Source organism: Pseudomonas sp. MPDS, from assembly GCF_013283895.1.
GTDB classification, from domain to species: Bacteria; Pseudomonadota; Gammaproteobacteria; order Pseudomonadales; family Pseudomonadaceae; genus Aquipseudomonas; species Aquipseudomonas rhizophila.
In genome coordinates, this window is sequence record NZ_CP054128.1 from 4,069,037 (window position 1) to 4,092,785 (window position 23,749).

Annotated in this window: 19 protein-coding genes and 1 pseudogene; 18 read left to right on the forward strand and 2 right to left on the reverse strand. The window is 60.8% G+C overall.

What is annotated here, in order from left to right; genetic code table 11:
* Positions 1 to 326 precede the first annotated feature (326 nt).
* From HQ912_RS17915 to aceA, 9 genes are all read left to right on the forward strand, one after another.
* Positions 327 to 2,552, forward strand: coding sequence for an NADP-dependent isocitrate dehydrogenase (locus HQ912_RS17915; RefSeq protein WP_047227724.1), 2,226 nt, complete (start codon positions 327 to 329; stop codon positions 2,550 to 2,552).
* Positions 2,553 to 2,750: 198 nt separating this feature from the next.
* Entirely contained in the window at positions 2,751 to 3,197 is a 447-nt protein-coding gene (locus HQ912_RS17920) for an NUDIX hydrolase (RefSeq protein WP_047227725.1), read from the forward strand.
* Between the two features lie 59 nt (positions 3,198 to 3,256).
* Positions 3,257 to 4,381: a tRNA 2-thiouridine(34) synthase MnmA gene (mnmA, locus tag HQ912_RS17925; protein WP_047227726.1), complete on the forward strand. Its 1,125-nt coding sequence runs from the start codon at positions 3,257 to 3,259 to the stop codon at positions 4,379 to 4,381.
* Positions 4,378 to 5,001, forward strand: a complete 624-nt coding sequence (gene hflD, locus HQ912_RS17930) for a high frequency lysogenization protein HflD (protein WP_047227727.1) — start codon at positions 4,378 to 4,380, stop codon at positions 4,999 to 5,001. The genes mnmA and hflD overlap by 4 nt, the downstream gene beginning before the upstream one ends.
* Positions 5,002 to 5,125: 124 nt before the next feature.
* Entirely contained in the window at positions 5,126 to 6,496 is a 1,371-nt protein-coding gene (gene purB, locus HQ912_RS17935) for an adenylosuccinate lyase (RefSeq protein WP_047227728.1), read from the forward strand.
* Positions 6,497 to 6,579: 83 nt separating this feature from the next.
* The gene (locus HQ912_RS17940; RefSeq protein WP_047227729.1) at positions 6,580 to 7,746 is read left to right on the forward strand and encodes a cupin domain-containing protein; all 1,167 of its coding nucleotides are present in this window, start codon (positions 6,580 to 6,582) and stop codon (positions 7,744 to 7,746) included.
* Positions 7,739 to 8,164 (forward strand): GNAT family N-acetyltransferase, encoded by a 426-nt coding sequence (locus HQ912_RS17945; RefSeq protein ID WP_072339633.1) that lies wholly within the window; start codon positions 7,739 to 7,741, stop codon positions 8,162 to 8,164. The genes HQ912_RS17940 and HQ912_RS17945 overlap by 8 nt, the downstream gene beginning before the upstream one ends.
* A gap of 273 nt (positions 8,165 to 8,437) precedes the next feature.
* Positions 8,438 to 9,199, forward strand: a complete 762-nt coding sequence (locus HQ912_RS17950; protein WP_047227731.1) for a secretin N-terminal domain-containing protein — start codon at positions 8,438 to 8,440, stop codon at positions 9,197 to 9,199.
* 457 nt (positions 9,200 to 9,656) lie between these two features.
* Positions 9,657 to 10,982, forward strand: coding sequence for an isocitrate lyase (gene aceA, locus HQ912_RS17955; protein ID WP_014337679.1), 1,326 nt, complete (start codon positions 9,657 to 9,659; stop codon positions 10,980 to 10,982).
* A 225-nt stretch (positions 10,983 to 11,207) separates the two neighbouring features.
* Here the strand turns inward: aceA and HQ912_RS28130 are convergent, their stop codons facing one another.
* Complete coding sequence (locus tag HQ912_RS28130; RefSeq protein ID WP_371516483.1) at positions 11,208 to 12,125, reverse strand: methyl-accepting chemotaxis protein; 918 nt, start codon at positions 12,123 to 12,125, stop codon at positions 11,208 to 11,210.
* A pseudogene (locus HQ912_RS28135) lies at positions 12,111 to 13,130 on the reverse strand (methyl-accepting chemotaxis protein); the annotation flags it as partial. The pseudogene HQ912_RS28135 and the gene HQ912_RS28130, both read right to left, overlap by 15 nt.
* A gap of 877 nt (positions 13,131 to 14,007) precedes the next feature.
* Between HQ912_RS28135 and HQ912_RS17965 the strand changes: the two are divergent.
* The 9 genes from HQ912_RS17965 to nuoJ all read left to right on the forward strand — a co-directional run bounded on the left by HQ912_RS17965 (position 14,008) and on the right by nuoJ (position 23,746).
* A complete protein-coding gene (locus HQ912_RS17965; RefSeq protein WP_011062185.1) occupies positions 14,008 to 14,421 on the forward strand; it encodes an NADH-quinone oxidoreductase subunit A in 414 nt (137 codons plus the stop codon).
* Positions 14,422 to 14,431: 10 nt separating this feature from the next.
* Positions 14,432 to 15,106 (forward strand): NuoB/complex I 20 kDa subunit family protein, encoded by a 675-nt coding sequence (locus HQ912_RS17970; protein ID WP_024779314.1) that lies wholly within the window; start codon positions 14,432 to 14,434, stop codon positions 15,104 to 15,106.
* Positions 15,107 to 15,178: 72 nt separating this feature from the next.
* Positions 15,179 to 16,963 carry an NADH-quinone oxidoreductase subunit C/D gene (gene nuoC, locus HQ912_RS17975; RefSeq protein ID WP_047227734.1) on the forward strand — a complete coding sequence of 595 codons (1,785 nt, stop codon included), beginning with the start codon at positions 15,179 to 15,181 and terminating at the stop codon, positions 16,961 to 16,963.
* 2 nt (positions 16,964 to 16,965) lie between these two features.
* On the forward strand, positions 16,966 to 17,463 hold the full coding sequence (nuoE, locus tag HQ912_RS17980; RefSeq protein WP_003203372.1) for an NADH-quinone oxidoreductase subunit NuoE: 498 nt from the start codon (positions 16,966 to 16,968) through the stop codon (positions 17,461 to 17,463).
* Positions 17,460 to 18,818, forward strand: coding sequence for an NADH-quinone oxidoreductase subunit NuoF (nuoF, locus tag HQ912_RS17985; protein WP_076385483.1), 1,359 nt, complete (start codon positions 17,460 to 17,462; stop codon positions 18,816 to 18,818). The genes nuoE and nuoF overlap by 4 nt, the downstream gene beginning before the upstream one ends.
* Positions 18,819 to 18,957: 139 nt before the next feature.
* Entirely contained in the window at positions 18,958 to 21,672 is a 2,715-nt protein-coding gene (nuoG, locus tag HQ912_RS17990; protein ID WP_047227736.1) for an NADH-quinone oxidoreductase subunit NuoG, read from the forward strand.
* Entirely contained in the window at positions 21,669 to 22,676 is a 1,008-nt protein-coding gene (nuoH, locus tag HQ912_RS17995; RefSeq protein ID WP_047227737.1) for an NADH-quinone oxidoreductase subunit NuoH, read from the forward strand. The genes nuoG and nuoH overlap by 4 nt, the downstream gene beginning before the upstream one ends.
* An 11-nt stretch (positions 22,677 to 22,687) precedes the next feature.
* Complete coding sequence (nuoI, locus tag HQ912_RS18000; protein WP_047227738.1) at positions 22,688 to 23,236, forward strand: NADH-quinone oxidoreductase subunit NuoI; 549 nt, start codon at positions 22,688 to 22,690, stop codon at positions 23,234 to 23,236.
* A gap of 9 nt (positions 23,237 to 23,245) precedes the next feature.
* Positions 23,246 to 23,746: an NADH-quinone oxidoreductase subunit J gene (gene nuoJ / locus HQ912_RS18005; protein WP_047227739.1), complete on the forward strand. Its 501-nt coding sequence runs from the start codon at positions 23,246 to 23,248 to the stop codon at positions 23,744 to 23,746.
* Positions 23,747 to 23,749 lie beyond the last annotated feature (3 nt).

Sequence of the window (23,749 nt, forward strand, 5' to 3'; positions counted from 1 at the left end):
ATAGCCTGCTCCTCTAGCACTGCGACGTTTAGACCAATGGACGAGTACGCAAGTATATGAACCATCGGCAGATCGCCAGCTACCTATGTATAATGCCGCCGCTGACCACAGGGTCACGACGGCTGATGGCTCTATCACAAGACTTTCGGCCCGTTGAAAGCCGGACCGTTACCGCGGCCCGACCGCTTGACGCTCGACTGATGCACCCAACATCACCGCGAAGAAACCTCGACATTCGACTCACGGATGACTTTGAACGAACGCGCTTACCCGGCGCCCCTCGAGTTTCTGCGCATGCTTTAGCAAAGAAGAGAGTTAATCCGAATATGCCCACCCGCTCGAAGATCATCTACACCTTCACCGACGAAGCTCCCGCCCTCGCCACCTATTCGCTGCTGCCGATCGTCGAAGCCTTTACCGCCTCGGCCGACATCGCCGTGGAAACCCGCGATATCTCCCTTGCAGGGCGCATCCTGGCCAGCTTCCCCGAGCAACTGGGTGACAAAGCCGTCGCCGACCACCTCGCCGAACTGGGCGACCTGGCCGTGACGCCTGAAGCTAACATCATCAAGCTGCCGAACATCAGCGCCTCGGTGCCGCAACTGCAGGCCGCGATCAAGGAATTGCAGGCCCAGGGCTATGCACTGCCGGACTACCCGGAAACCGTGACCAGCGACGCCGAGAAAGACGCACGCGCCCGCTACGACAAGGTCAAGGGCAGCGCCGTGAACCCGGTCCTGCGTGAAGGCAACTCCGACCGCCGCGCACCGCTGTCGGTCAAGAACTACGCGCGCAAGCACCCGCACAAAATGGGCGCCTGGGCAGCCGACTCCAAGTCTCATGTGGCCCACATGAGCACCGGTGATTTCTACGGCAGCGAAAAAGCCGCCCTGATCGACGCCGCCGGCAGCGTGAAAATCGAGCTGATCGCTCAGGACGGCACTGCCACTGTCCTGAAAGAAAAAACCACCGTACAAGCCGGTGAGATCCTCGACTGCGCCGTGATGAGCAAGAACGCCCTGCGCGACTTCATCGCCGCTGAAATCGAAGACGCCAAGCAAAAAGGCGTCCTGCTGTCGGTCCACCTCAAGGCCACCATGATGAAGGTCTCCGACCCGATCATGTTCGGTCAGATCGTCGCCGAGTTCTACAAAGACGCCCTGGCCAAGCACGCACAAGTGCTGGAGCAGATCGGCTTCAACCTGAACAACGGCATCGGCGACCTGTACGCCCGCATCAAGGCCTTGCCGGCCGAGCAGCAGGCGCAGATCGAAGCCGACATCCAGGCGGTCTACGCGGCGCGCCCATCCCTGGCGATGGTCAACTCCGATAAAGGCATCACCAACCTGCACGTACCGAGCGACGTCATCGTCGACGCCTCGATGCCGGCCATGATCCGTGACTCCGGCAAGATGTGGGGCACCGACGGCCAGTTGCACGACACCAAGGCCGTGATCCCGGATCGCTGCTACGCCACCATCTACCAGGCGGTGATCGAAGACTGCAAGCAACACGGTGCCTTCGATCCGACCACCATGGGCAGCGTGCCGAACGTCGGCCTGATGGCCAAGAAAGCCGAAGAATACGGTTCCCACGACAAGACCTTCCAGATCAAGGCCGACGGCGTGGTCCGTGTTTCGGACAATACCGGTCGCACCCTGCTGGAGCAGAACGTCGAGGCGGGCGATATCTTCCGCATGTGCCAGACCAAGGACGCGCCGATCCAGGATTGGGTCAAGCTGGCCGTCAACCGTGCCCGCGCCAGCAGCACCCCGGCGATTTTCTGGCTGGACCCGATGCGCGCCCATGACGGCGTGGTGATCGAGAAAGTCCAGGCTTACCTGAAGAACCACGACACTGCCGGCCTGGACATCCGCATCATGTCGCCGGTCGACGCGATGAAATTCACCCTGGCCCGCACCCGCGAAGGCAAGGACACCATCTCGGTGACCGGCAACGTACTGCGCGACTACCTGACCGACCTGTTCCCGATCATGGAACTGGGCACCAGCGCCAAGATGCTGTCGATCGTGCCGCTGATGAACGGCGGTGGCCTGTTCGAAACCGGCGCCGGCGGTTCGGCACCCAAGCACGTTCAGCAGTTGCTGGAAGAAAACTTCCTGCGCTGGGATTCCCTGGGCGAGTTCCTGGCCCTGGCCGCGTCCCTCGAACACCTGGGCGTGACCTACAACAACCCTAAAGCCCTGGTGCTGGCCAAGACCCTGGATCAGGCTACCGGTGAGTTCCTGGACCGCAACAAGTCGCCTTCGCGCAAGGTCGGCGGCATCGACAACCGCGGCAGCCACTTCTACCTGACCCTGTTCTGGGCCCAGGCATTGGCCGCGCAAAACGACGACGCAGCCCTCAAGGCCCAGTTCACTGCCCTGGCCAAGACACTGACCGACAACGAAGAAAAAATCGTTGCCGAGCTCAATGCCGTCCAAGGCAAACCGGTGGACATCGGCGGTTACTACTTCGCCAACCCGGAGCTGACCAGCAAGGCCATGCGCCCAAGCAACACCTTCAACGCGGCGATTGCTGCGCTGGTGTAAGGTTGTAAAGGAACACCACAAACCCCGGCCCTGGTGCCGGGGTTTGTGTTTCCAGACACAACGCATCCCCCCCGTGGGAGCGAACCTGCTCGCGATAGCGGTATAACATTCAACACTGACGCTGACTGACACACCGCTATCGCGAGCAGGCTCGCTCCCACATTTGACCGTGTTCAACCTTTGAATCGAGAACGCTTCATGGACTGGAACCCCCACATCACCGTCGCCACCATCGTCGAAGACAACGGCCGTTTCCTGATGGTGGAAGAATCCAAGGGCGGACGAGCGGTGCTCAACCAGCCTGCAGGCCACCTGGACCCGAACGAAACCCTGATCGAAGCCGCCGTGCGCGAAACCCTGGAAGAAACCGGCTGGGACGTCGAACCTACCAGCGTGGTGGGCATTTACCTGTACACCGCCCCCAGTAATGGCGTGACCTACCAACGGGTCTGTTTCGCCGCCAAGGCCTTGAACCACCGTCCGGACTATCCACTGGATGATGGCATCCTGGGCGCCAAGTGGCTGACCCGCAACGAGTTGCTCGAACAGCGTGAACACTGGCGCAGCGAGCTGATCATCCGTTGCATCGACGATTATCTGGCCGGTCATCGCCACAGTCTGACGCTGATCCGTCCTTCTCTTTAGCCTTGCGCGTCCGGGCCTGATAGAATCGCGTCCTTTTTCAAGACACTCATTGAACTGCTATGCGTGATCCAGCCCCTTCTGACACCACCAACAAGCGCGTCATTGTCGGCATGTCCGGCGGCGTGGACTCTTCCGTTTCCGCCCTTCTGCTGATCGAGCAGGGTTATGAGGTGGAAGGCCTGTTCATGAAGAACTGGGAAGAAGACGACGGAACCGAATACTGCACCGCCATGGACGACCTGGCGGACGCCCAGGCCGTCTGCGACAGGATCGGCATCAAGCTGCACACCGCCAACTTCGCCGCCGAGTACTGGGACAACGTGTTCGAGCACTTCCTGGCCGAATACAAGGCCGGTCGTACGCCGAACCCGGACATCCTCTGCAACCGCGAAATCAAGTTCAAGGCGTTCCTCGACTACGCCATGATGCTCGGCGCTGACCTGATCGCTACCGGTCACTATGTGCGCCGCCGCGACATCGACGGCCGCACCGAACTGCTCAAGGGCCTGGACCCGAACAAGGACCAGAGCTACTTCCTGCACGCCGTCGGCGGCGAGCAGATCGCCAAGACCCTGTTCCCGGTGGGCGAGCTGGAAAAGCCGCAAGTGCGCGCGATCGCCGAAAAACACGCCCTGGCCACCGCCAAGAAGAAAGATTCCACCGGCATCTGCTTTATCGGCGAGCGGCGTTTCAGCGACTTCCTCAAGCAGTACCTGCCGGCCCAGCCAGGCGAAATCAAGACCACCGAAGGCGAAGTCATCGGCCGCCATCATGGCCTGATGTACCACACCATCGGCCAGCGCCAGGGCCTGGGCATCGGCGGGCTGAAGGACGCCGGTGAAGAGCCGTGGTACGTACTGGTCAAGGACCTGGAGCACAACGAGCTGATCGTCGGCCAGGGCAACGACCATCCGTGGTTGTTCTCCCGCGCCCTGCTCGCCTCCGACATCTATTGGGTCAACCCGATCGACCTCAGCCAACCGCGCCGTCTGACGGCCAAGGTTCGCTACCGCCAGAGTGATCAGCCCTGCATGCTGGAAAAAACCGCCACGGGCTATCGCGCGACGTTCGATGACCCACAACGAGCAGTCACACCCGGCCAGTCCGTGGTGTTCTACGACGGGGAAATCTGCCTGGGCGGCGGCGTGATCGAAGTCGCAGAGCCCTGGAGCAGCAAGGCATGAGCCCGACCCAGGAGCAACTGACGGCATTGGGCGGTGTGTTTCTCGCCGCCGTGCTGGTGGATCGGATCGCCAAGACCGGCCAGGCCACCGAAGCGGGCCTGAGCTGCATGCTCGGCAGCCTGCTGATTCGTGATCCCAAGGACACACTTGAAGTCTATGGCGGCGATGACCTGAACCTGCGCGAGGGTTATCGCGCACTGATTGGCGCCCTGGAACGCGACCCCAGCACTCTGCAACGCGAGCCGCTGCGCTACGCCCTGTCGATGCTGGGCCTGGAACGTCAATTGGCCAAGCGCGACGACCTGCTGGATACCATCGGCAATCGCCTGCCGCAGATTCAGTCCCAGGTTGAACACTTCGGTCCCGCCCACGAAAACGTCATCGCCGCTTGCGGTGCGCTGTACCAAGACACCCTGAGCACCTTGCGCCAGCGCATCCAGGTACACGGCGACATGCGCAATCTGCAACAACCGAGCAATGCCTCGAAGATCCGCGCCCTGTTACTGGCCGGAATTCGCTCGGCGCGGTTGTGGCGGCAGTTGGGTGGTCATCGCTGGCAGCTGGTGATCAGTCGACGCAAATTGCTGAAAGAGCTTTACCCGTTGATGCGCAACGAATAAGTCGCCTCAACCCGCTTTTTTATATCGTTACGCGTAATACGCCGGTCAGTTGGCGACGGACCGGCGATTGTTTTCATGTATGATACGCGCCCCATTTCGTTGCCCGACTGTCCGAGAACACCCCATGCAGCTTTCTTCGCTCACTGCGGTTTCCCCTGTTGACGGCCGCTACGCCGGCAAAACCCAGGCCCTGCGCCCGATTTTCAGCGAGTACGGCCTGATCCGCGCTCGCGTCCTGGTTGAAGTGCGCTGGCTCCAGCGCCTTGCCGCTCACCCTGGCATTGCCGAAGTCCCGGCGTTTTCCGCGCAAGCCAACGCGGTGCTGAACGCCCTGGCTGAAAACTTTGTGCTGGAGCACGCCGAGCGCGTCAAAGAGATCGAGCGCACCACCAACCACGACGTCAAAGCCATTGAATACCTGCTCAAGGAGCAGGCGGCCAAGCTGCCGGAACTGGCCAACGTCAGCGAATTCATCCACTTTGCCTGCACCAGCGAGGACATCAACAACCTGTCCCACGCCCTGATGCTGCGCGAAGGCCGTGATGACGTGATGCTGCCGCTGATGCGCCAGACCGCCCAGGCCATCCGCGAGTTGGCAATCCGCTTCGCCGACGTTCCGATGCTATCGCGCACCCATGGTCAACCGGCTTCGCCGACCACCCTGGGCAAGGAACTGGCGAACGTGGTGTACCGCCTGGAGCGCCAGATCGCCCAGGTCGCCGCCGTGCCACTGCTGGGCAAGATCAACGGCGCCGTGGGCAACTACAACGCCCACCTGTCGGCCTACCCGGACATCGACTGGGAAGCCAACGCCCGCGCCTTCATCGAAGACGAGCTGGGCCTGAGCTTCAACCCGTACACCACCCAGATCGAGCCGCACGACTACATCGCCGAGCTGTTCGATGCGATCGCCCGTTTCAACACCATCCTGATCGACTTCGACCGTGACATCTGGGGCTACATCTCCCTGGGTTATTTCAAGCAGCGCACCATTGCCGGCGAAATCGGTTCCTCGACCATGCCGCACAAGGTCAACCCGATCGACTTCGAAAACTCCGAAGGCAACCTGGGCATCGCCAACGCGCTGTTCCAGCACCTGGCGAGCAAACTGCCGATCTCCCGCTGGCAGCGCGACCTGACCGACTCCACCGTGCTGCGCAACCTGGGCGTGGGCTTTGCCCACAGCGTCATTGCCTATGAAGCCAGCCTCAAGGGCATCAGCAAGCTGGAACTCAACGAGCAGAAAATCGCCGCCGACCTGGACGCCTGCTGGGAAGTCCTGGCCGAGCCGATCCAGACCGTGATGCGTCGCTACAACATCGAAAACCCGTATGAAAAGCTCAAAGAACTGACCCGTGGCAAGGGCATCAGTCCTGAAGCGTTGCAGACTTTCATTGATGGCCTGGACATGCCTGCCGAGGCCCGCGCCGAGCTGAAAAAGCTCACGCCGGCCAACTACATCGGCAACGCAGCGGCACAAGCCAAGCGCATCTGATCCACCGTTTTGCCCTGAGACGCCCGGCCGCGCCGGGCGTTTTTATTCGCGTCTGAAAAGTATATTTTTTCAATAGGTTACACATGAATCCTGATATTCCTCTGCAACTCCTGGGCGGCATCACGGCACGGGAGTTCCTGCGCGACTACTGGCAGAAAAAACCACTGCTGATCCGCCAGGCGATTCCAGACTTCCAAAGCCCGATCGATGCCGACGAACTGGCCGGCCTGGCCCTGGAAGAAGAAGTCGAATCGCGCTTGGTCATCGAGCACGGCGAACGTCCCTGGGAATTGCGTCGCGGCCCGTTTGCCGAAGACGAATTCAGCAAATTGCCGGAGCGCGAGTGGACCCTGCTGGTGCAGGCTGTCGATCAGTTCGTACCCGAAGTCAGCGAACTGCTGGAAAACTTCCGTTTCCTGCCGAGCTGGCGCATCGACGATGTGATGATCAGCTTCGCCGCCCCGGGTGGCAGCGTCGGCCCGCATTTCGACAATTACGATGTGTTCCTGCTGCAGGGCCATGGCCAGCGCAACTGGAAAATCGGCCAGATGTGCGACTCCGAGAGCCCGCTGCTGCAACACGCCGACCTGCGCATCCTCGCCGACTTCGAAGCCACCGACGAGTGGACCCTGGAACCGGGCGACATGCTTTACCTGCCGCCGCGCCTGGCGCACTGCGGCGTGGCCGTGGATGACTGCATGACCTACTCGGTAGGCTTCCGCGCGCCGAGCGCCGCCGAAGTGCTGACCCACTTCACCGACTTCCTCAGCCAGTTCCTGCCGGACGAAGAACGCTACACCGACGCCGATGCGCGCCCGGTGGCCGACCCGCACCAGATCCAGCACGACGCCCTCGATCGCCTCAAGGGCCTGCTGGCCGAGCACATGAGCGACGAGCGCCTGCTGCTGACCTGGTTCGGCCAGTTCATGACCGAGCCGCGCTACCCGGAGCTGGTGGTAGGCCCGGAACTGGAAGAAGACGACCTGCTGGCCGGCCTGGAACAGGGCGCAGTGATCATCCGCAACCCAAGCGCCCGCCTGGCCTGGTCGGAAGTCGATGATGACCTGCTGCTGTTTGCCAGCGGCCAGAGCCGTTATCTGCCGGGCAAGCTGCGCGACCTGCTGAAAATGATCTGCGCCGCCGATGCCCTGCACAGCGAAAACCTCGGCCCGTGGCTGGCCGACGAAGACGGTCGCGGCCTGATCTGCGAGTTGGTCAAGCAAGGCAGCCTGGGGTTCGCTGATGAATAAAATCCACGTTCGTGTCGCAGACTGGCAAAAGGATAACGCCGAGATCCGGCGCATTCGTGAGACTGTGTTCATTGCCGAGCAATCCGTCCCGCCTGAACTGGAATGGGATGCCGATGACCAGAGCGCGGTGCATTTTCTGGCGTTTGAAGGCGACTTCCCCATCGGCACCGCGCGCCTGTTGACTGACGGCCATATCGGTCGCGTCTCGGTCCTCAAGGACTGGCGCGGCCTGAAGGTGGGTGACGCGCTGATGCACGCCGTGATCGCCGAAGCCGAGAAGCGTGGGCTCAAGCAGCAGATGCTCAGCGCCCAGGTGCATGCCACGCCGTTCTACGAGCGGCTGGGTTTTGCCGTGGTCAGCGAGGAGTTCCTGGAAGCCGGGATTCCGCATGTGGACATGGTTCGCCATTCGGCCTGAAACCAAACCCTGTGGCGAGGGGATTTATACCCGCTGGGCTGCTCCGCAGCCCCAAATCAATCACTGCGGTGTGTCAGGTTGATGTAATCGGCTTCATTGGGGCTGCTGCGCAGCCCAGCGGGGATAAATCCCCTCGCCACAAGAGCATCATGCAACCACAAAACGCCCCGCCATCCACCGATGCCGGGGCGTTTTGCCGTCTAACATTCAACTTGCCCCACCCCAGGCCGACAAACTGGCAATATCAAGCCTTTGTCTCGCGGAGAAATGGACATGTCCTTACGCACCCTGCTCGCCACCCTGCTGCTCGGCTGCAGCCTGTCGGTGATGGCCGCTACTGAAATCGTCCCGCTGAACTACCGAACCAGCGCCGACCTGTTGCCGGTGGCGCAGAATTTCATCGGCAAGGACGGCCAGGTCAGCGCCTATGGCAACCAACTGATCGTCAATGCCGAGCCCAGTAAAATCGAGGAGCTCAAGGCATTTCTCGCCCAACTGGACACCGCCCCCAAGCGCCTGCTGATCACGGTCGACACCAACGAAAACAACTTGCAGGGCGACCAGGGCTATTCGATCAACGGCGCCGCTCCCAGCCAGACCCGCATCATCAACCGCAGCACCGCCAGCCGCGAAGGCGGCGTGCAGCAGGTACAAGCCAGCGAAGGCCAGCCGGCGCTGATTCAGGTCGGCCAGAGCGTGCCGTTCACCAGCACCCAGACCGACACCTACGGCCGCCTGCAAAGCCAGACCGAATACCGCAACGTCACCCAAGGCTTTTATGTCACGGCCAGCGTCACCGGCGAGACCGTTCATCTGAACATCAGTACCAACCGTGACCGTATGAGCCAGGAACGTCCCGATGTAGTGAACGTTCAAAGTACCGACACAACGGTCAGCGGCCGCTTGGGTGAATGGATCACCCTGGCCGGGGTCAATCGCCAGACTCAGGCCGATAAACAGGGGCTGAGCCGCAGCTACTCGACCCAAGGCCGGGACGACATGATTCTGCGGGTCAAGGTGGATACCCTGAACTGAAGCACCAAAAACTGACTGACGAGTCGTATTAGACCAAAGATGTAGTGCTATAAAAAAAGCACTACAAAACGTTTGACGAGCCAAAAAACCGAAGGCATGATGGCCTCGCTCCCGCTAATCAGGGGCCCTGGCAAGGGCCTTCGGGTCGACGCTTGCAACTACCCTGCGAGCCGATTCGTGTCTGTACCGCCCACAAGGTGTGTTTGACGAGGTTGCGACTGGAACGAAGTTGTCCCGAGGGACGGAAGCGTAACTAGGTAACCCGGCATCACTCTGAGTTCGTATAAAGGCCCACGACGCCCGAATGCGCCCGCAGTTCGCCTCTACCTGCTCACTTTCCCCTCGAGCCCATCGTTCATCCCGTCGCCTCCCCGCCTGAACCGACTTGACCGTCCAACCCCTGGTCGGCAGGAGCAGGAATTTTCCACCCCAGACCTATGCGACGAGGTTTATCTCCATGGCACTGACACGCGAACAGCAAATTGCAGCCCTTGAAAAAGATTGGGCTGAAAACCCGCGCTGGAAAGGCGTGAAGCGCAATTATTCCGCTGCTGACGTCGTCCGTCTGCGTGGCTCGGTTCAACCTGAGCACACTTTTGCGAAAATGGGCGCCGAGAAACTGTGGAACCTGGTCACCCAGGGCGCCAAGCCAGCCTTCCGTCCCGAGAAAGATTTCGTCAACTGCATGGGCGCCCTGACCGGCGGCCAGGCTGTACAGCAAGTCAAGGCCGGTATCCAGGCGATCTACCTGTCGGGCTGGCAAGTGGCTGCGGACAACAACTCCGCCGAGTCGATGTACCCGGACCAGTCGCTGTACCCGGTGGATTCGGTTCCAACCGTGGTCAAGCGCATCAACAACTCGTTCCGTCGTGCCGACCAGATCCAGTGGAAAGCCGGCAAGAACCCAGGCGACGAAGGCTACATCGACTACTTCGCGCCAATCGTGGCCGACGCTGAAGCCGGTTTCGGCGGTGTACTGAACGCCTACGAGCTGATGAAGAGCATGATCGAAGCAGGCGCCGCCGGCGTTCACTTCGAAGACCAACTGGCTTCGGTGAAGAAATGCGGCCACATGGGCGGCAAAGTATTGGTGCCGACCCAGGAAGCCGTGCAGAAGCTCACCGCTGCCCGCCTGGCCGCCGACGTTGCCGGCGTACCGACCATCATCCTGGCCCGTACCGACGCCAACGCCGCTGACCTGCTGACTTCCGACTGCGACCCGTACGACCAGCCGTTCGTGACCGGCACCCGCACCCAGGAAGGCTTCTACAAGGTTCGCGCCGGTCTCGACCAGGCGATCGCCCGTGGCCTGGCCTACGCGCCGTACGCCGACCTGATCTGGTGCGAAACCGCCAAGCCGGACTTGGACGAGGCGCGTCGCTTCGCCGAAGCGATCAAGAAGGAATACCCGGACCAACTGCTGTCGTACAACTGCTCGCCTTCCTTCAACTGGAAGAAAAACCTGGACGACGCGACCATCGCCAAGTTCCAGCGCGAACTGTCCGCCATGGGCTACAAGCACCAGTTCATCACCCTGGCCGGCATTCACAACATGTGGCACAGCATGTTCAACCTGGCGCACGACTACGCCCGCAACGACATGACCGCCTACGTGAAGCTGCAAGAGCAGGAGTTCGCTGACGCCGCCAAGGGCTACACCTTCGTGGCTCACCAGCAGGAAGTGGGCACTGGCTACTTCGACGACATGACCACCGTGATCCAGGGCGGCACCTCCTCGGTAACCGCGCTGACCGGCTCCACCGAAGAAGAGCAGTTCCACTGATCCTCGGCATGCCTTGAGTCAACGGCCCTTGCGGACCGAATAAAAGCTAACCGCAAAGCCGACGTTCTACAGCCCCGACTGGTTCGGGGCTTTTTTTCGCCGTTTTTCCAGCTTTCACCAACCGTTGATCGTCAAGGCCATGCGGTTTTTTGGTATGAGTGGGGATCGGAACGACCATTGCTGGAATTACCAGTTGGAGCATGGCCGCCAGAACGCCCCCCCCTTTCACACCTTGAAGTGACTGACCAACTGCTGCAACTGGTTACCCAGGCGCGCCAATTCGATGCTGGAGGCTGCGGTTTCTTCGCTGGCTGAGGCGGTCTGTTCGGATACATCGCGCACACTCAGGACACTGCGACTGATTTCCTCGGCCACCGAGCTTTGTTGCACCGCGGCGGCGGCAATCTGTTGGTTCATGGCCTGAATGCCAGAAACCGCCTGGGTGATGTTACCCAGGGATGTGCCGGCCTTGCATGCCAATTCCACGCTGCTGTCGGTCAGTTCGCGGCTGCTCTGCATAATGCTCGATACCTGACGCGTGCCGCTCTGCAAGCCCGCCACCAGGCTCTCGATCTCTTCGGTGGAATGCTGGGTACGCTGGGCCAGCCCACGTACTTCGTCGGCGACCACGGCAAAACCGCGCCCGGCGTCACCCGCGCGAGCGGCCTCAATGGCGGCGTTAAGGGCCAGCAAGTTGGTCTGCTCAGCCACCGCCCTGATCACGTCCATGATCTTGCCGATGCGCCCGCTTTCTTGCTCCAGCTCGTTCATGGCGTCGACTGAGCGCCCGACCTCGCTGGCCAAGCGCTCGATCTGAACGATGGCTTGCGCGACCACCTGGTCGCCAATACGGGCTTGCGCATCGGCCTCTGAGGCGGCTGCGCGAGCCTGTTCGGCATTACGCGCGACTTCATGCACGGTAACCGACATTTCGTGCATGGCGGTCGCCACCTGATCGGTCTCGATCTTCTGACTATTGACCCCGGCACTGGTCTGCTCAGTAACAGCCGATAGCTCTTCGGCGGCACTGGCGATTTGGGTGACACCATCGCGGATGCCACCGATCAGGTCGCGCAAGGTGCTGCCCATACGCTGAATACCCTGCTGCAAGACACCCAGCTCATCACGACGAGTCACGATCATGTGTTGCGTGAGGTCGCCTGCCGCAATGCGATCGACCACAGCCAATGTGTCTTGCAACGGCCGTGTAATCTGGCGGGTGATGATCAGGGCGGCGAAAATCCCCAACAACATCGCCAAGGCAGTACAGCTCAGCTGCAGAATGCGAGCCTGGGCGCTGTCTTCGTCACGGGAAACCAGTTGGCTGGCATACATTTCGTCAGACAGACGGGTGATGGTTTCACCCAAATCGGTGGTGTCCTGCACAGCCTTGCCTATGGCCTGATTACTGGCCGTGAAGTCCTGTACCGAACGACGGTAAGCAATCAGCGCGGTTTCCAACTGCTTGATGGTGTCGGCATAGGTTGGGCCGAAAGCGCTGTTGAGCGCTTCGATGCTCTTGAACGCATTTTCGAGCTGGCGGGTGGCGGCTTGTTCGGTGGCGCTATTGGGGTTGCCGGTATAGCCACGCACTTCATAACGCACCAGCGCCACGTCCTCTTTGGCCTTGAGAATAAGCTTGTAAAGGTCAAAGCGGCGCTCATCCGAGGCGGGCAGTGCTTCCACGTCAGCGATGACCCTGGCAATCAGCGCGGCGCCCTTGACCGCATTGACGCCCATTTCCTTGCGCATGGCTGCGTCATTGCGATAAGCCTCGCGCATCGTATTGAGTGCCACTTGATACTGCGTGCTGGCCTGCTCGATCAGAGCAAGTTTCTTCAGGTTTTCCGGTTTTCTCAGTTCTTTGGCGAGGCTTTTCTGCTGGGCGACAAACTGCTCCAGCGACGCTTGGATCAATGCACCCTTTTGTTCATCACCCCGGTCCAACTGGTACTGCAAGCGAGCTCTGCGCAGGTGATCAAGGCGGTTACCCAGTTCGGTAATGCTGGTCATTCGATCCGTGCGCTCGATCATTTTCCCCAGGCTGAACGAGCCGGTCGCGGCGAGAATAGCGGTCAGAAGCAGCACAACAGCAAAGCCCAAAGCCAGCTTGAGCATAACGCTCATATTCGCGATCCAAGAGTTCATGACTTTCCTTTGGTATCAGCCACGAACGATGAAAACTGACGCGGCTATCTAAGAAGGGGCCGAAAATCTAACCAGCATTGATATAGATGATTAGATGAATGAAGCATAAAGATAGCCATTTGATATCACCTCTTCAAGACCTTAAACCCCAACCTCGTGCCGTTTTTTGCTCGCACGACGGTGGTCGCTTAAACACGAAATACCCTGGCCATAGGATCTGCGCGGGGCTAGCTGAGCGACATTGATCGGACGCCCACGGCTTTTTTGAGCCGTTTTTTTTCAAGCAATCTACTCTGTAGGAGCTAGCCTGCATCTGTGGGTGCCAAGCTTGCCCGTAATGAACGATTGCGCAGTCTGCCTCGGGACAGCGTTGCCGGCATCGCGAGCAAGCTTGGCTCCCACAGGAGCAGTCCCCATGCAGATCCAACCTTCACCGAGCCCGCCCCCCCCCAAAAAAACTGCGGCGCACGGTTAGAAAAATTGATCGAACGCAGTATTGGGCAGTCCGAAAAGGAGTAAAACGTCCGACGCTGACAATTGCAGTAGCGGCAATGTAAGGCTGCCCCTCGGACACAACACTAAGTGCGTAGCAGAAAGGCCGCCACAGATAATAATAATTATCATTTGAAAGCCATTATCATTGTTGCATTCCGCACGAAATATTATTGATCAACAGCCGGCCAACGCCCACGGGGCCGGGGCCGCAGGGTCCTGGAGGTACGCTATGTGCTTATTCCAATAAATAATTTCGCTATAGGAATTTTACTTGCCCGGTGTTTAGCCATAAAATCACCGCGATTGATTGCTGCGACATATCGTCACTGCGTTATTTCTTTTCAAGCTCAGAGACCTTTGCTCTCTGTTAAGGATTTCCAGCATGCCCGAAGCGACAGGACTCATGGCCCACAACTGGGGCTTTGCCATTTTCCTTCTGGGCGTTGTCGGCCTGTGTGCCTTCATGCTCGGCGTGTCGAGCCTGCTCGGGTCAAAAGCCTGGGGCCGCAGCAAAAATGAACCGTTCGAGTCCGGCATGCTGCCTACCGGTGGCGCCCGCTTGCGGCTCTCAGCCAAATTCTATCTGGTCGCGATGCTCTTCGTGATCTTCGATATCGAAGCCCTCTTTCTCTTTGCATGGTCTGTGTCCGTCCGCGAAAGCGGCTGGACCGGATTCGTCGAAGCTCTCGTTTTCATAGCAATTCTGTTGGCAGGTCTTGTCTACCTTTGGCGGGTGGGGGCTCTTGATTGGGCTCCGGAAGGTCGTCGTAAGCGGCAAGCGAAGCTGAAACAATGAGGCTTTGGCAATGCAATACAATCTCACCAGGATCGACCCCGATGCTCCTAACGAGCAGTATCCGATTGGCGAGCGGGAAACCGTTTCCGATCCGTTAGAAGATCAAGTCCACAAAAACATCTTCATGGGCAAGCTCGAAGACGTGCTGAACAGCACGGTCAACTGGGGTCGCAAGAACTCCCTGTGGCCGTACAACTTCGGCCTTTCGTGCTGCTACGTGGAAATGACCACCGCCTTCACGGCGCCCCACGACATCGCGCGCTTTGGCGCCGAGGTGATCCGGGCATCGCCGCGCCAGGCGGATTTCATGGTTATTGCCGGGACCTGCTTCATCAAGATGGCGCCGATCATCCAGCGTCTCTACGAGCAAATGCTCGAACCGAAGTGGGTTATCTCCATGGGTTCGTGCGCCAACTCCGGTGGCATGTACGACATCTATTCCGTCGTTCAAGGGGTGGACAAGTTCCTGCCCGTGGACGTCTACGTGCCTGGCTGCCCGCCTCGCCCTGAAGCTTTCCTGCAAGGCTTGATGCTGTTGCAGGAGTCGATTGGCCAGGAGCGTCGCCCACTGTCCTGGGTCGTTGGTGATCAAGGCGTCTATCGCGCCGAGATGCCATCGCAAAAGGAACAGCGTCGCGAACAGCGTATCGCAGTCACCAACCTGCGCAGCCCCGACGAAGTCTGATCCAGCTCTGCTCTGCATAAGAAACGAGAACCTGGCTTCATTCTTTACGTTGACCGAAAGCGATAAATAACCATGACTACAGGCAGTGCTCTGTACATCCCGCCTTACAAGGCAGACGACCAGGATGTGGTCGTCGAACTGAACAACCGTTTTGGCCCCGAGGCGTTCACCGCCCAGCCGACCCGCACCGGCATGCCGGTGCTTTGGGTTGCCCGCGCCAAACTCGTCGAAGTCCTGACTTTCCTGCGCAACCTGCCCAAGCCGTACGTCATGCTCTATGACTTGCATGGCGTGGACGAGCGTCTGCGCACCAAGCGTCAAGGGCTGCCCGACGGCGTCGATTTCACCGTGTTCTATCACCTGATGTCGATCGAGCGTAATAGTGACGTGATGATCAAGGTCGCCTTGTCCGAGAGCGACCTCAGCGTGCCGACCGTGACCGGTATCTGGCCGAACGCCAACTGGTACGAACGTGAAGTGTGGGACATGTTCGGGATCGATTTCCCCGGCCACCCGCACCTGACGCGCATCATGATGCCGCCGACCTGGGAAGGTCACCCGCTGCGCAAGGACTTCCCGGCCCGCGCCACCGAGTTCGATCCGTTCAGCCTGTCCCTGGCCAAGCAACAGCTCGAGGAAGAAGCCGCGCGCTTCAAGCCGGAAGACTGGGGCATGAAACGCTCCGGGGCGAACGAGGACTACATGTTCCTCAACCTGGGCCCGAACCACCCTTCGGCCCACGGTGCATTCCGCATCATCCTGCAGCTGGACGGCGAAGAGATCGTCGACTGCGTCCCGGACATCGGCTACCACCACCGTGGCGCCGAGAAAATGGGCGAGCGCCAGTCCTGGCACAGCTACATTCCCTACACCGACCGCATCGATTACCTCGGCGGCGTGATGAACAACCTGCCGTACGTGCTTTCGGTCGAGAAACTGGCCGGGATCAAGGTGCCGGAAAAGGTCGACGTCATCCGCATCATGATGGCCGAGTTCTTCCGGATCACCAGCCACCTGCTGTTCCTGGGTACCTACATCCAGGACGTTGGCGCCATGACCCCGGTGTTCTTCACCTTCACCGACCGCCAGAAGGCCTACACGGTGATCGAAGCCATCACCGGTTTCCGACTGCACCCGGCCTGGTACCGCATCGGTGGGGTTGCCCACGACCTGCCGCGGGGCTGGGAAAAGCTGGTCAAGGATTTCGTCGAATGGATGCCCAAGCGCCTGGACGAATACACCAAGGCCGCCTTGCAGAACAGCATCCTCAAGGGCCGTACCATCGGGGTCGCCGCCTACAACACCAAAGAGGCCCTGGAATGGGGTGTCACCGGTGCGGGCCTGCGTTCCACCGGTTGCGACTTCGACCTGCGCAAGGCGCGTCCTTACTCCGGCTATGAAAACTTCGAATTCGAAGTACCGCTGGCAGTCAATGGTGATGCCTATGACCGCTGCATGGTTCGCGTCGAGGAGATGCGCCAGAGCATCAAGATCATCGACCAGTGCATGCGCAACATGCCGGAAGGCCCGTACAAGGCGGATCACCCGCTGACCACGCCGCCGCCCAAAGAGCGCACGCTGCAACACATCGAGACCCTGATCACGCACTTCCTGCAGGTTTCGTGGGGCCCGGTCATGCCGGCCAACGAGTCCTTCCAGATGATCGAAGCGACCAAGGGCATCAACAGTTATTACCTGACGAGCGACGGCGGCACCATGAGCTACCGCACCCGGATTCGCACCCCAAGCTTCCCACACCTGCAGCAGATCCCTTCGGTGATCAAAGGCAGCATGGTCGCGGATATGATTGCGTACCTGGGTAGTATCGATTTCGTTATGGCCGACGTGGACCGCTAAGCATGAATAGCACGCTTATCCAGACAGACCGTTTCGCCCTCAGCGAAACCGAGCGCTCGGCCATCGAGCACGAGCTGCATCACTACGAAGACCCGCGCGCGGCGTCGATCGAAGCCCTGAAGATCGTTCAGAAGGAGCGTGGCTGGGTGCCTGACGGCGCGCTCTACGCCATCGGCGAGATCCTCGGCATCCCGGCCAGCGACGTCGAAGGTGTTGCCACCTTCTATAGCCAGATCTTCCGCCAGCCAGTGGGTCGCCACATCATTCGCGTCTGCGACAGCATGGTCTGCTACATCGGCGGCCACGAGTCCGTGGTCGGCGAGATCCAGAACAAGCTGGGCATCGGCCTGGGCCAGACCACCGCAGACGGGCGCTTCACCCTGCTGCCGGTGTGCTGCCTGGGCAACTGCGACAAGGCCCCGGCGCTGATGATCGACGACGACACCTTCGGTGACGTCCAGCCTGACGGCGTCGCCAAACTGCTGGAGGGCTACGTATGACCCTGACTTCCTTCGGGCCCGCCAACCGCATCCAGCGTTCGGCCGAAACCCATCCCCTGACCTGGCGTCTGCGTGACGACGGCGAAGCGGTGTGGCTGGACGAATACCAGGCCAAGAATGGCTACGCCGCCGCGCGCAAGGCATTCACCGACATGGCCCAGGACGACATCGTCCAGACCGTCAAAGACTCCGGCCTCAAGGGTCGCGGCGGTGCCGGCTTCCCCACTGGCGTGAAGTGGGGCCTGATGCCCAAGGACGAGTCCATCAACATCCGCTACCTGCTGTGCAACGCGGATGAAATGGAGCCCAACACCTGGAAAGACCGCATGCTGATGGAGCAACTGCCCCATCTGCTGATCGAAGGCATGCTGATCAGTGCCCGTGCGTTGAAAACCTACCGTGGCTACATCTTCCTGCGCGGCGAATACACCACCGCCGCCAAGCACCTGAACCGTGCCGTGGAAGAAGCCAAGGCCGCTGGCCTCTTGGGCAAGAACATCCTGGGTTCGGGCTTTGATTTCGAGCTGTTCGTCCACACCGGTGCCGGGCGCTACATCTGCGGTGAAGAAACCGCACTGATCAACTCCCTGGAAGGCCGCCGCGCCAACCCGCGCTCCAAGCCGCCCTTCCCTGCCGCCGTCGGCGTGTGGGGCAAGCCGACCTGCGTGAACAACGTCGAGACCCTGTGCAACGTGCCGGCGATCATTGCCGACGGCGTCGACTGGTACAAATCCCTGGCCCGCGACGGCAGCGAAGACATGGGCACCAAGCTCATGGGCTTCTCCGGCAAGGTCAAGAACCCTGGCCTGTGGGAACTGCCATTCGGCGTAACCGGCCGCGAGCTGTTCGAAGACTACGCCGGCGGCATGCGCGACGGTTACAAGCTCAAGTGCTGGCAGCCCGGCGGCGCTGGCACCGGTTTCCTGTTGCCGGAACACCTGGACGCACAGATGTACGCCGGCGGCATCGCCAAAGTGGGCACCCGTATGGGTACCGGCCTGGCCATGGCGGTGGACGACAGCGTCAACATGGTTTCCCTGCTGCGCAACATGGAAGAATTCTTCTCCCGTGAATCGTGCGGTTTCTGCACCCCTTGCCGCGATGGCCTGCCGTGGAGCGTCAAGCTGCTGCGCGCCATTGAAAACGGCGAAGGCCAGGCCGGCGACATCGAGACCCTGCTGGGTCTGGTGGGTTTCCTCGGCCCGGGCAAGACCTTCTGTGCTCATGCACCGGGTGCCGTGGAGCCGTTGGGCAGCGCGATCAAATACTTCCGCTCTGAATTCGAGGCCGGCATCGCGCCAACGCGCGCAGGCGATCTCAATCAGGTGGTCACGCCGACCATGGTCGGCGCGTAACGACGCTTTAAAAGGCGAAGGGTCCGTGCCCTTCGCCTTTCGTCCGATGACGCCTTTGAAAGGCTGTTTGGATTCGGACGAATAACAAGATTCCATTAGCCACGCCCGCTGACACCGGGCCAACGAAGAACTTTGAACCATGGCCACTATCCACGTAGACGGCAAAGAGCTCGAAGTCGATGGCGCAGACAACCTGTTACAGGCATGTCTGTCCCTGGGCCTCGACATCCCTTATTTCTGCTGGCACCCCGCCCTTGGCAGCGTAGGCGCCTGTCGCCAATGCGCGGTCAAGCAGTACACCGACGAAAACGACAAGCGTGGTCGGATCGTCATGTCCTGCATGACCCCCGCCACCGACGGCAGCTGGATCTCCATCGACGACGAAGAAGCGAAAGTGTTTCGCGCCAGCGTCGTCGAATGGCTGATGACCAACCACCCTCACGACTGCCCGGTCTGTGAGGAAGGCGGCCACTGCCACCTGCAAGACATGACGGTGATGACCGGCCACAACGAGCGCCGTTATCGCTTCACCAAGCGCACCCACCAGAACCAGCAACTGGGCCCGTTCATCTCCCACGAGATGAACCGCTGCATCGCCTGCTACCGCTGCGTGCGTTTCTACAAGGACTATGCCGGCGGCACCGACCTGGGCGTGTTCGGCGCCCACGACAACGTGTACTTCGGTCGCGTTGAAGACGGCACCCTGGAAAGCGAGTTCTCCGGCAACCTCACCGAGGTCTGCCCGACCGGTGTGTTCACCGACAAGACTCACTCCGAGCGCTACAACCGCAAGTGGGACATGCAGTTTTCGCCGAGCATCTGCCATGGCTGCTCCAGCGGTTGCAACATATCCCCGGGCGAACGCTACGGCGAACTGCGTCGCATCGAGAACCGCTTCAACGGTTCGGTGAACCAGTACTTCCTGTGCGACCGTGGCCGTTTCGGCTATGGCTACGTCAACCGCAAGGATCGTCCGCGCCAGCCATTGCTCGCCAACGGCGCCAAGCTGAGCCTGGACGAAGCGCTGGACAAGGCCGCCGAACTGCTGCGCGGGCGCAACATCGTCGGTATCGGTTCGCCACGTGCCAGCCTGGAAAGCAACTACGCCCTGCGTGAACTGGTCGGCGCCGAGCACTTCTACAGTGGCATCGAAGCCGGTGAGCTGGAACGCATCCGCCTGGTCCTGCAAGTGCTCAAGGACAGCCCGCTGCCCGTGCCGACGATGCGTGACATCGAAGACCACGATGCGGTGTTCGTCCTGGGTGAAGACCTGACCCAGACCGCCGCGCGCATGGCCCTGGCCCTGCGCCAGTCGGTCAAGGGCAAGGCTGAAGACATGGCCGACGCCATGCGCGTACAGCCATGGCTCGATGCCGCCGTGAAGAACATCGGCCAGCACGCGCTGAACCCGCTGTTCATTGCCAGCCTGGCTGAAACCAAGCTCGACGACGTCGCCGAAGAATGCGTCCACGCAGCACCGGATGACCTGGCGCGCATCGGTTTTGCCGTGGCCCACGCCCTGGACGCCAGTGCCCCGGCCGTCGAAGGTTTGGACAGTGAAGCGGCCGCGCTGGCCCAGCGTATCGCCGACGCCCTGCTCGCGGCCAAACGCCCACTGATCATCGCCGGCACCTCGTTGGGTTCCAAGGCACTGATCGAAGCCGCCGCCAACATCGCCAAGGCGCTGAAGCTGCGCGAGAAGAACGGTTCCATCAGCCTGATCGTGCCGGAAGCCAACAGCCTCGGCCTGGCCATGCTCGGTGGCGAGTCGCTGGACGCGGCCCTGCAAGCGGTGATCGACGGCAGCGCCGACGCCATCGTGGTGCTGGAAAACGACCTGTACACCCGCACCGACAAGGCCCGGGTGGACGCTGCCCTGAATGCCGCGAAAGTGCTGATCGTTGCCGACCACCAGAAAACCGCCACCACCGACCGCGCCCACCTGGTGCTGCCGGCGGCGAGCTTCGCTGAAGGCGACGGTACGCTGGTCAGCCAGGAAGGTCGCGCCCAGCGCTTCTTCCAGGTGTTCGACCCGACTTACCTGGACGCCAGCATCCTGGTCCATGAAGGCTGGCGCTGGCTGCATGCCCTGCGCGCCACCTTGCTGAACCAGCCGATCGACTGGACGCAACTGGACCATGTCACCGCCGCCGTCGCTTCGAGCAGCCCGCAACTGGCTCGCATCGTCGATGCCGCGCCATCGGCCGCGTTCCGCATCAAGGGCCTGAAGCTGGCCCGCGAACCGCTGCGCTACTCCGGTCGCACCGCGATGCGCGCCGACATCAGCGTCCACGAACCACGGACCTCCCAGGACAACGACACTGCGTTCTCGTTCTCCATGGAAGGTTACTCGGGCTCCGCCGAACCGCGCTCGCAAGTGCCGTTCGCCTGGTCGCCGGGCTGGAACTCGCCGCAAGCCTGGAACAAGTTCCAGGACGAAGTCGGCGGTCACCTGCGTGCCGGTGACCCGGGCACTCGCCTGATCGAAAGCCAGGGCGATGGCCTGAGCTGGTTCGCCAGCGTGCCGCGCGCCTTCAACCCGGCACCGGGCACCTGGCAGGTCGTACCGTTCCATCACCTGTTCGGCAGTGAAGAGAACTCTTCCAAAGCCGCTCCGGTCCAGGAACGCATCCCGGCCGCCTACGTGTCGCTGGCCAAGTCCGAAGCCGATCGCCTGGGCGTCAACGACGGTGCCCTGCTGAGCCTGAACGTCGCGGGCCAGACCTTGCGTCTGCCGCTGCGCATCAATGAAGAACTGGGCGCCGGCCTGGTGGCCCTGCCAGCTGGCCTGGCGGGTATTCCACCGGCGATATTCGGCAAAACCGTCGACGGTCTGCAGGAGGCAGCGCAATGAGCTGGTTTACCCCTGAAGTGATCGACGTGATCCTGACGGTTCTCAAGGCCATCGTGATTCTGCTGGCCGTGGTGGTCTGCGGTGCGCTGCTGAGTTTCGTCGAACGTCGCCTGCTGGGCTGGTGGCAGGACCGCTACGGTCCGAACCGCGTCGGCCCGTTCGGCATGTTCCAGATCGCCGCCGACATGATCAAGATGTTCTTCAAGGAAGACTGGACGCCGCCGTTTGCCGACAAGGTGATCTTCACCCTGGCACCGGTCGTGGCCATGAGCGCCTTGCTGATCGCCTTCGCGATCATCCCGATCACCCCGACCTGGGGCGTGGCGGACCTGAACATCGGCCTGCTGTTCTTCTTCGCCATGGCGGGTCTGTCGGTGTACGCGGTGCTGTTCGCCGGCTGGTCGAGCAACAACAAGTTCGCCCTGCTGGGCAGCCTGCGGGCCTCGGCCCAGACCGTGTCCTACGAAGTGTTCATGGGCCTGGCGCTCATGGGCGTGGTGGTCCAGGCCGGCTCGTTCAACATGCGCGACATCGTCGAGTACCAGGCCCAGAACCTGTGGTTCATCATTCCGCAGTTCTTCGGTTTCTGTACCTTCTTCGTGGCCGGCGTGGCCGTGACTCACCGTCACCCCTTCGACCAACCGGAAGCGGAACAGGAACTGGCCGACGGCTATCACATCGAATATGCCGGCATGAAATGGGGCATGTTTTTCGTCGGTGAATACATCGGCATCATCCTGATCTCGGCACTGCTGGTGACGTTGTTCTTCGGTGGCTGGCACGGTCCGTTCGGCATCCTGCCGCAACTGTCCTTCGTCTGGTTCGCCCTGAAGACCGCGTTCTTCATCATGCTGTTCGTCCTGCTGCGCGCCTCGATCCCGCGCCCGCGCTACGACCAGGTGATGGACTTCAGCTGGAAATTCTGCCTGCCGCTGACCCTGATCAATTTGCTGGTGACCGCTGCGATCGTGTTGATGAACACGCCTGCGGCCGCGGTTCAGTGAGGATTTGACCCATGTTCAAATATATTGGCGACATCGTTAAGGGTACCGGTACCCAACTGCGAAGCCTGGTCATGATCTTCGGCCATGGCTTTCGCAAGCGCGACACCCTGCAATACCCTGAAGAAGCGGTCTACCTGCCGCCGCGTTATCGCGGCCGCATCGTCCTGACCCGCGATCCCGACGGCGAAGAACGCTGCGTGGCCTGCAACCTGTGCGCCGTGGCGTGCCCGGTGGGCTGCATCTCGTTGCAGAAAGCCGAAACCGAAGACGGTCGCTGGTACCCGGACTTCTTCCGTATCAACTTCTCGCGCTGCATTTTCTGCGGCCTCTGCGAGGAAGCGTGCCCGACCACCGCGATCCAGCTCACGCCGGATTTCGAAATGGCCGAGTTCAAACGTCAGGACCTGGTGTACGAGAAAGAAGATCTGCTGATTTCCGGTCCCGGTAAAAACCCTGATTACAACTTCTATCGTGTTGCAGGTATGGCCATTGCCGGTAAGCCAAAAGGCGCCGCGCAAAATGAAGCCGAACCGATCAACGTGAAGAGCTTGCTGCCTTAAGGAAGAAAGATGGAATTCGCTTTCTATTTCGCATCGGGTATCGCGGTGGTCTCCACGCTTCGAGTGGTCACCAACACCAACCCTGTGCACGCCCTGCTCTACCTGATCATCTCGCTGATCGCCGTGGCCATGACCTTCTTCAGCCTCGGTGCGCCGTTTGCCGGTGCGCTGGAAGTGATCGCCTACGCCGGCGCCATCATGGTGCTGTTCGTGTTCGTGGTGATGATGCTGAACCTGGGCCCGGCCTCGGTGCAGCAAGAACGTTCCTGGCTCAAGCCGGGCATCTGGGCGGGGCCGGTGATTCTCGCCGCGCTGCTGCTGGGTGAACTGCTGTATGTACTGTTCGCTCACCAGAGCGGCCAGGCCATCGGCCACACCACCGTAGACGCCAAGGCCGTGGGCATCAGCCTGTTCGGTCCGTACCTGCTGGTGGTCGAACTCGCCTCGATGCTGCTGCTTGCCGCAGCCGTCACGGCGTTCCATTTGGGCCGTAACGAGGCGAAGGAGTAATCA

Bases quoted from the DNA above. Each gene is read 5' to 3' on its own strand.
- HQ912_RS17915 (WP_047227724.1), top strand. From the start codon at position 327: ATGCCCACCCGCTCGAAGATCATCTACACCTTCACCGACGAAGCTCCC.
- HQ912_RS17920 (WP_047227725.1), top strand. From the start codon at position 2,751: ATGGACTGGAACCCCCACATCACCGTCGCCACCATCGTCGAAGACAAC.
- mnmA (WP_047227726.1), top strand. From the start codon at position 3,257: ATGCGTGATCCAGCCCCTTCTGACACCACCAACAAGCGCGTCATTGTC.
- hflD (WP_047227727.1), top strand. From the start codon at position 4,378: ATGAGCCCGACCCAGGAGCAACTGACGGCATTGGGCGGTGTGTTTCTC.
- purB (WP_047227728.1), top strand. From the start codon at position 5,126: ATGCAGCTTTCTTCGCTCACTGCGGTTTCCCCTGTTGACGGCCGCTAC.
- HQ912_RS17940 (WP_047227729.1), top strand. From the start codon at position 6,580: ATGAATCCTGATATTCCTCTGCAACTCCTGGGCGGCATCACGGCACGG.
- HQ912_RS17945 (WP_072339633.1), top strand. From the start codon at position 7,739: ATGAATAAAATCCACGTTCGTGTCGCAGACTGGCAAAAGGATAACGCC.
- HQ912_RS17950 (WP_047227731.1), top strand. From the start codon at position 8,438: ATGTCCTTACGCACCCTGCTCGCCACCCTGCTGCTCGGCTGCAGCCTG.
- aceA (WP_014337679.1), top strand. From the start codon at position 9,657: ATGGCACTGACACGCGAACAGCAAATTGCAGCCCTTGAAAAAGATTGG.
- HQ912_RS28130 (WP_371516483.1), bottom strand. From the start codon at position 12,125: ATGATCGTGACTCGTCGTGATGAGCTGGGTGTCTTGCAGCAGGGTATT.
- HQ912_RS17965 (WP_011062185.1), top strand. From the start codon at position 14,008: ATGCCCGAAGCGACAGGACTCATGGCCCACAACTGGGGCTTTGCCATT.
- HQ912_RS17970 (WP_024779314.1), top strand. From the start codon at position 14,432: ATGCAATACAATCTCACCAGGATCGACCCCGATGCTCCTAACGAGCAG.
- nuoC (WP_047227734.1), top strand. From the start codon at position 15,179: ATGACTACAGGCAGTGCTCTGTACATCCCGCCTTACAAGGCAGACGAC.
- nuoE (WP_003203372.1), top strand. From the start codon at position 16,966: ATGAATAGCACGCTTATCCAGACAGACCGTTTCGCCCTCAGCGAAACC.
- nuoF (WP_076385483.1), top strand. From the start codon at position 17,460: ATGACCCTGACTTCCTTCGGGCCCGCCAACCGCATCCAGCGTTCGGCC.
- nuoG (WP_047227736.1), top strand. From the start codon at position 18,958: ATGGCCACTATCCACGTAGACGGCAAAGAGCTCGAAGTCGATGGCGCA.
- nuoH (WP_047227737.1), top strand. From the start codon at position 21,669: ATGAGCTGGTTTACCCCTGAAGTGATCGACGTGATCCTGACGGTTCTC.
- nuoI (WP_047227738.1), top strand. From the start codon at position 22,688: ATGTTCAAATATATTGGCGACATCGTTAAGGGTACCGGTACCCAACTG.
- nuoJ (WP_047227739.1), top strand. From the start codon at position 23,246: ATGGAATTCGCTTTCTATTTCGCATCGGGTATCGCGGTGGTCTCCACG.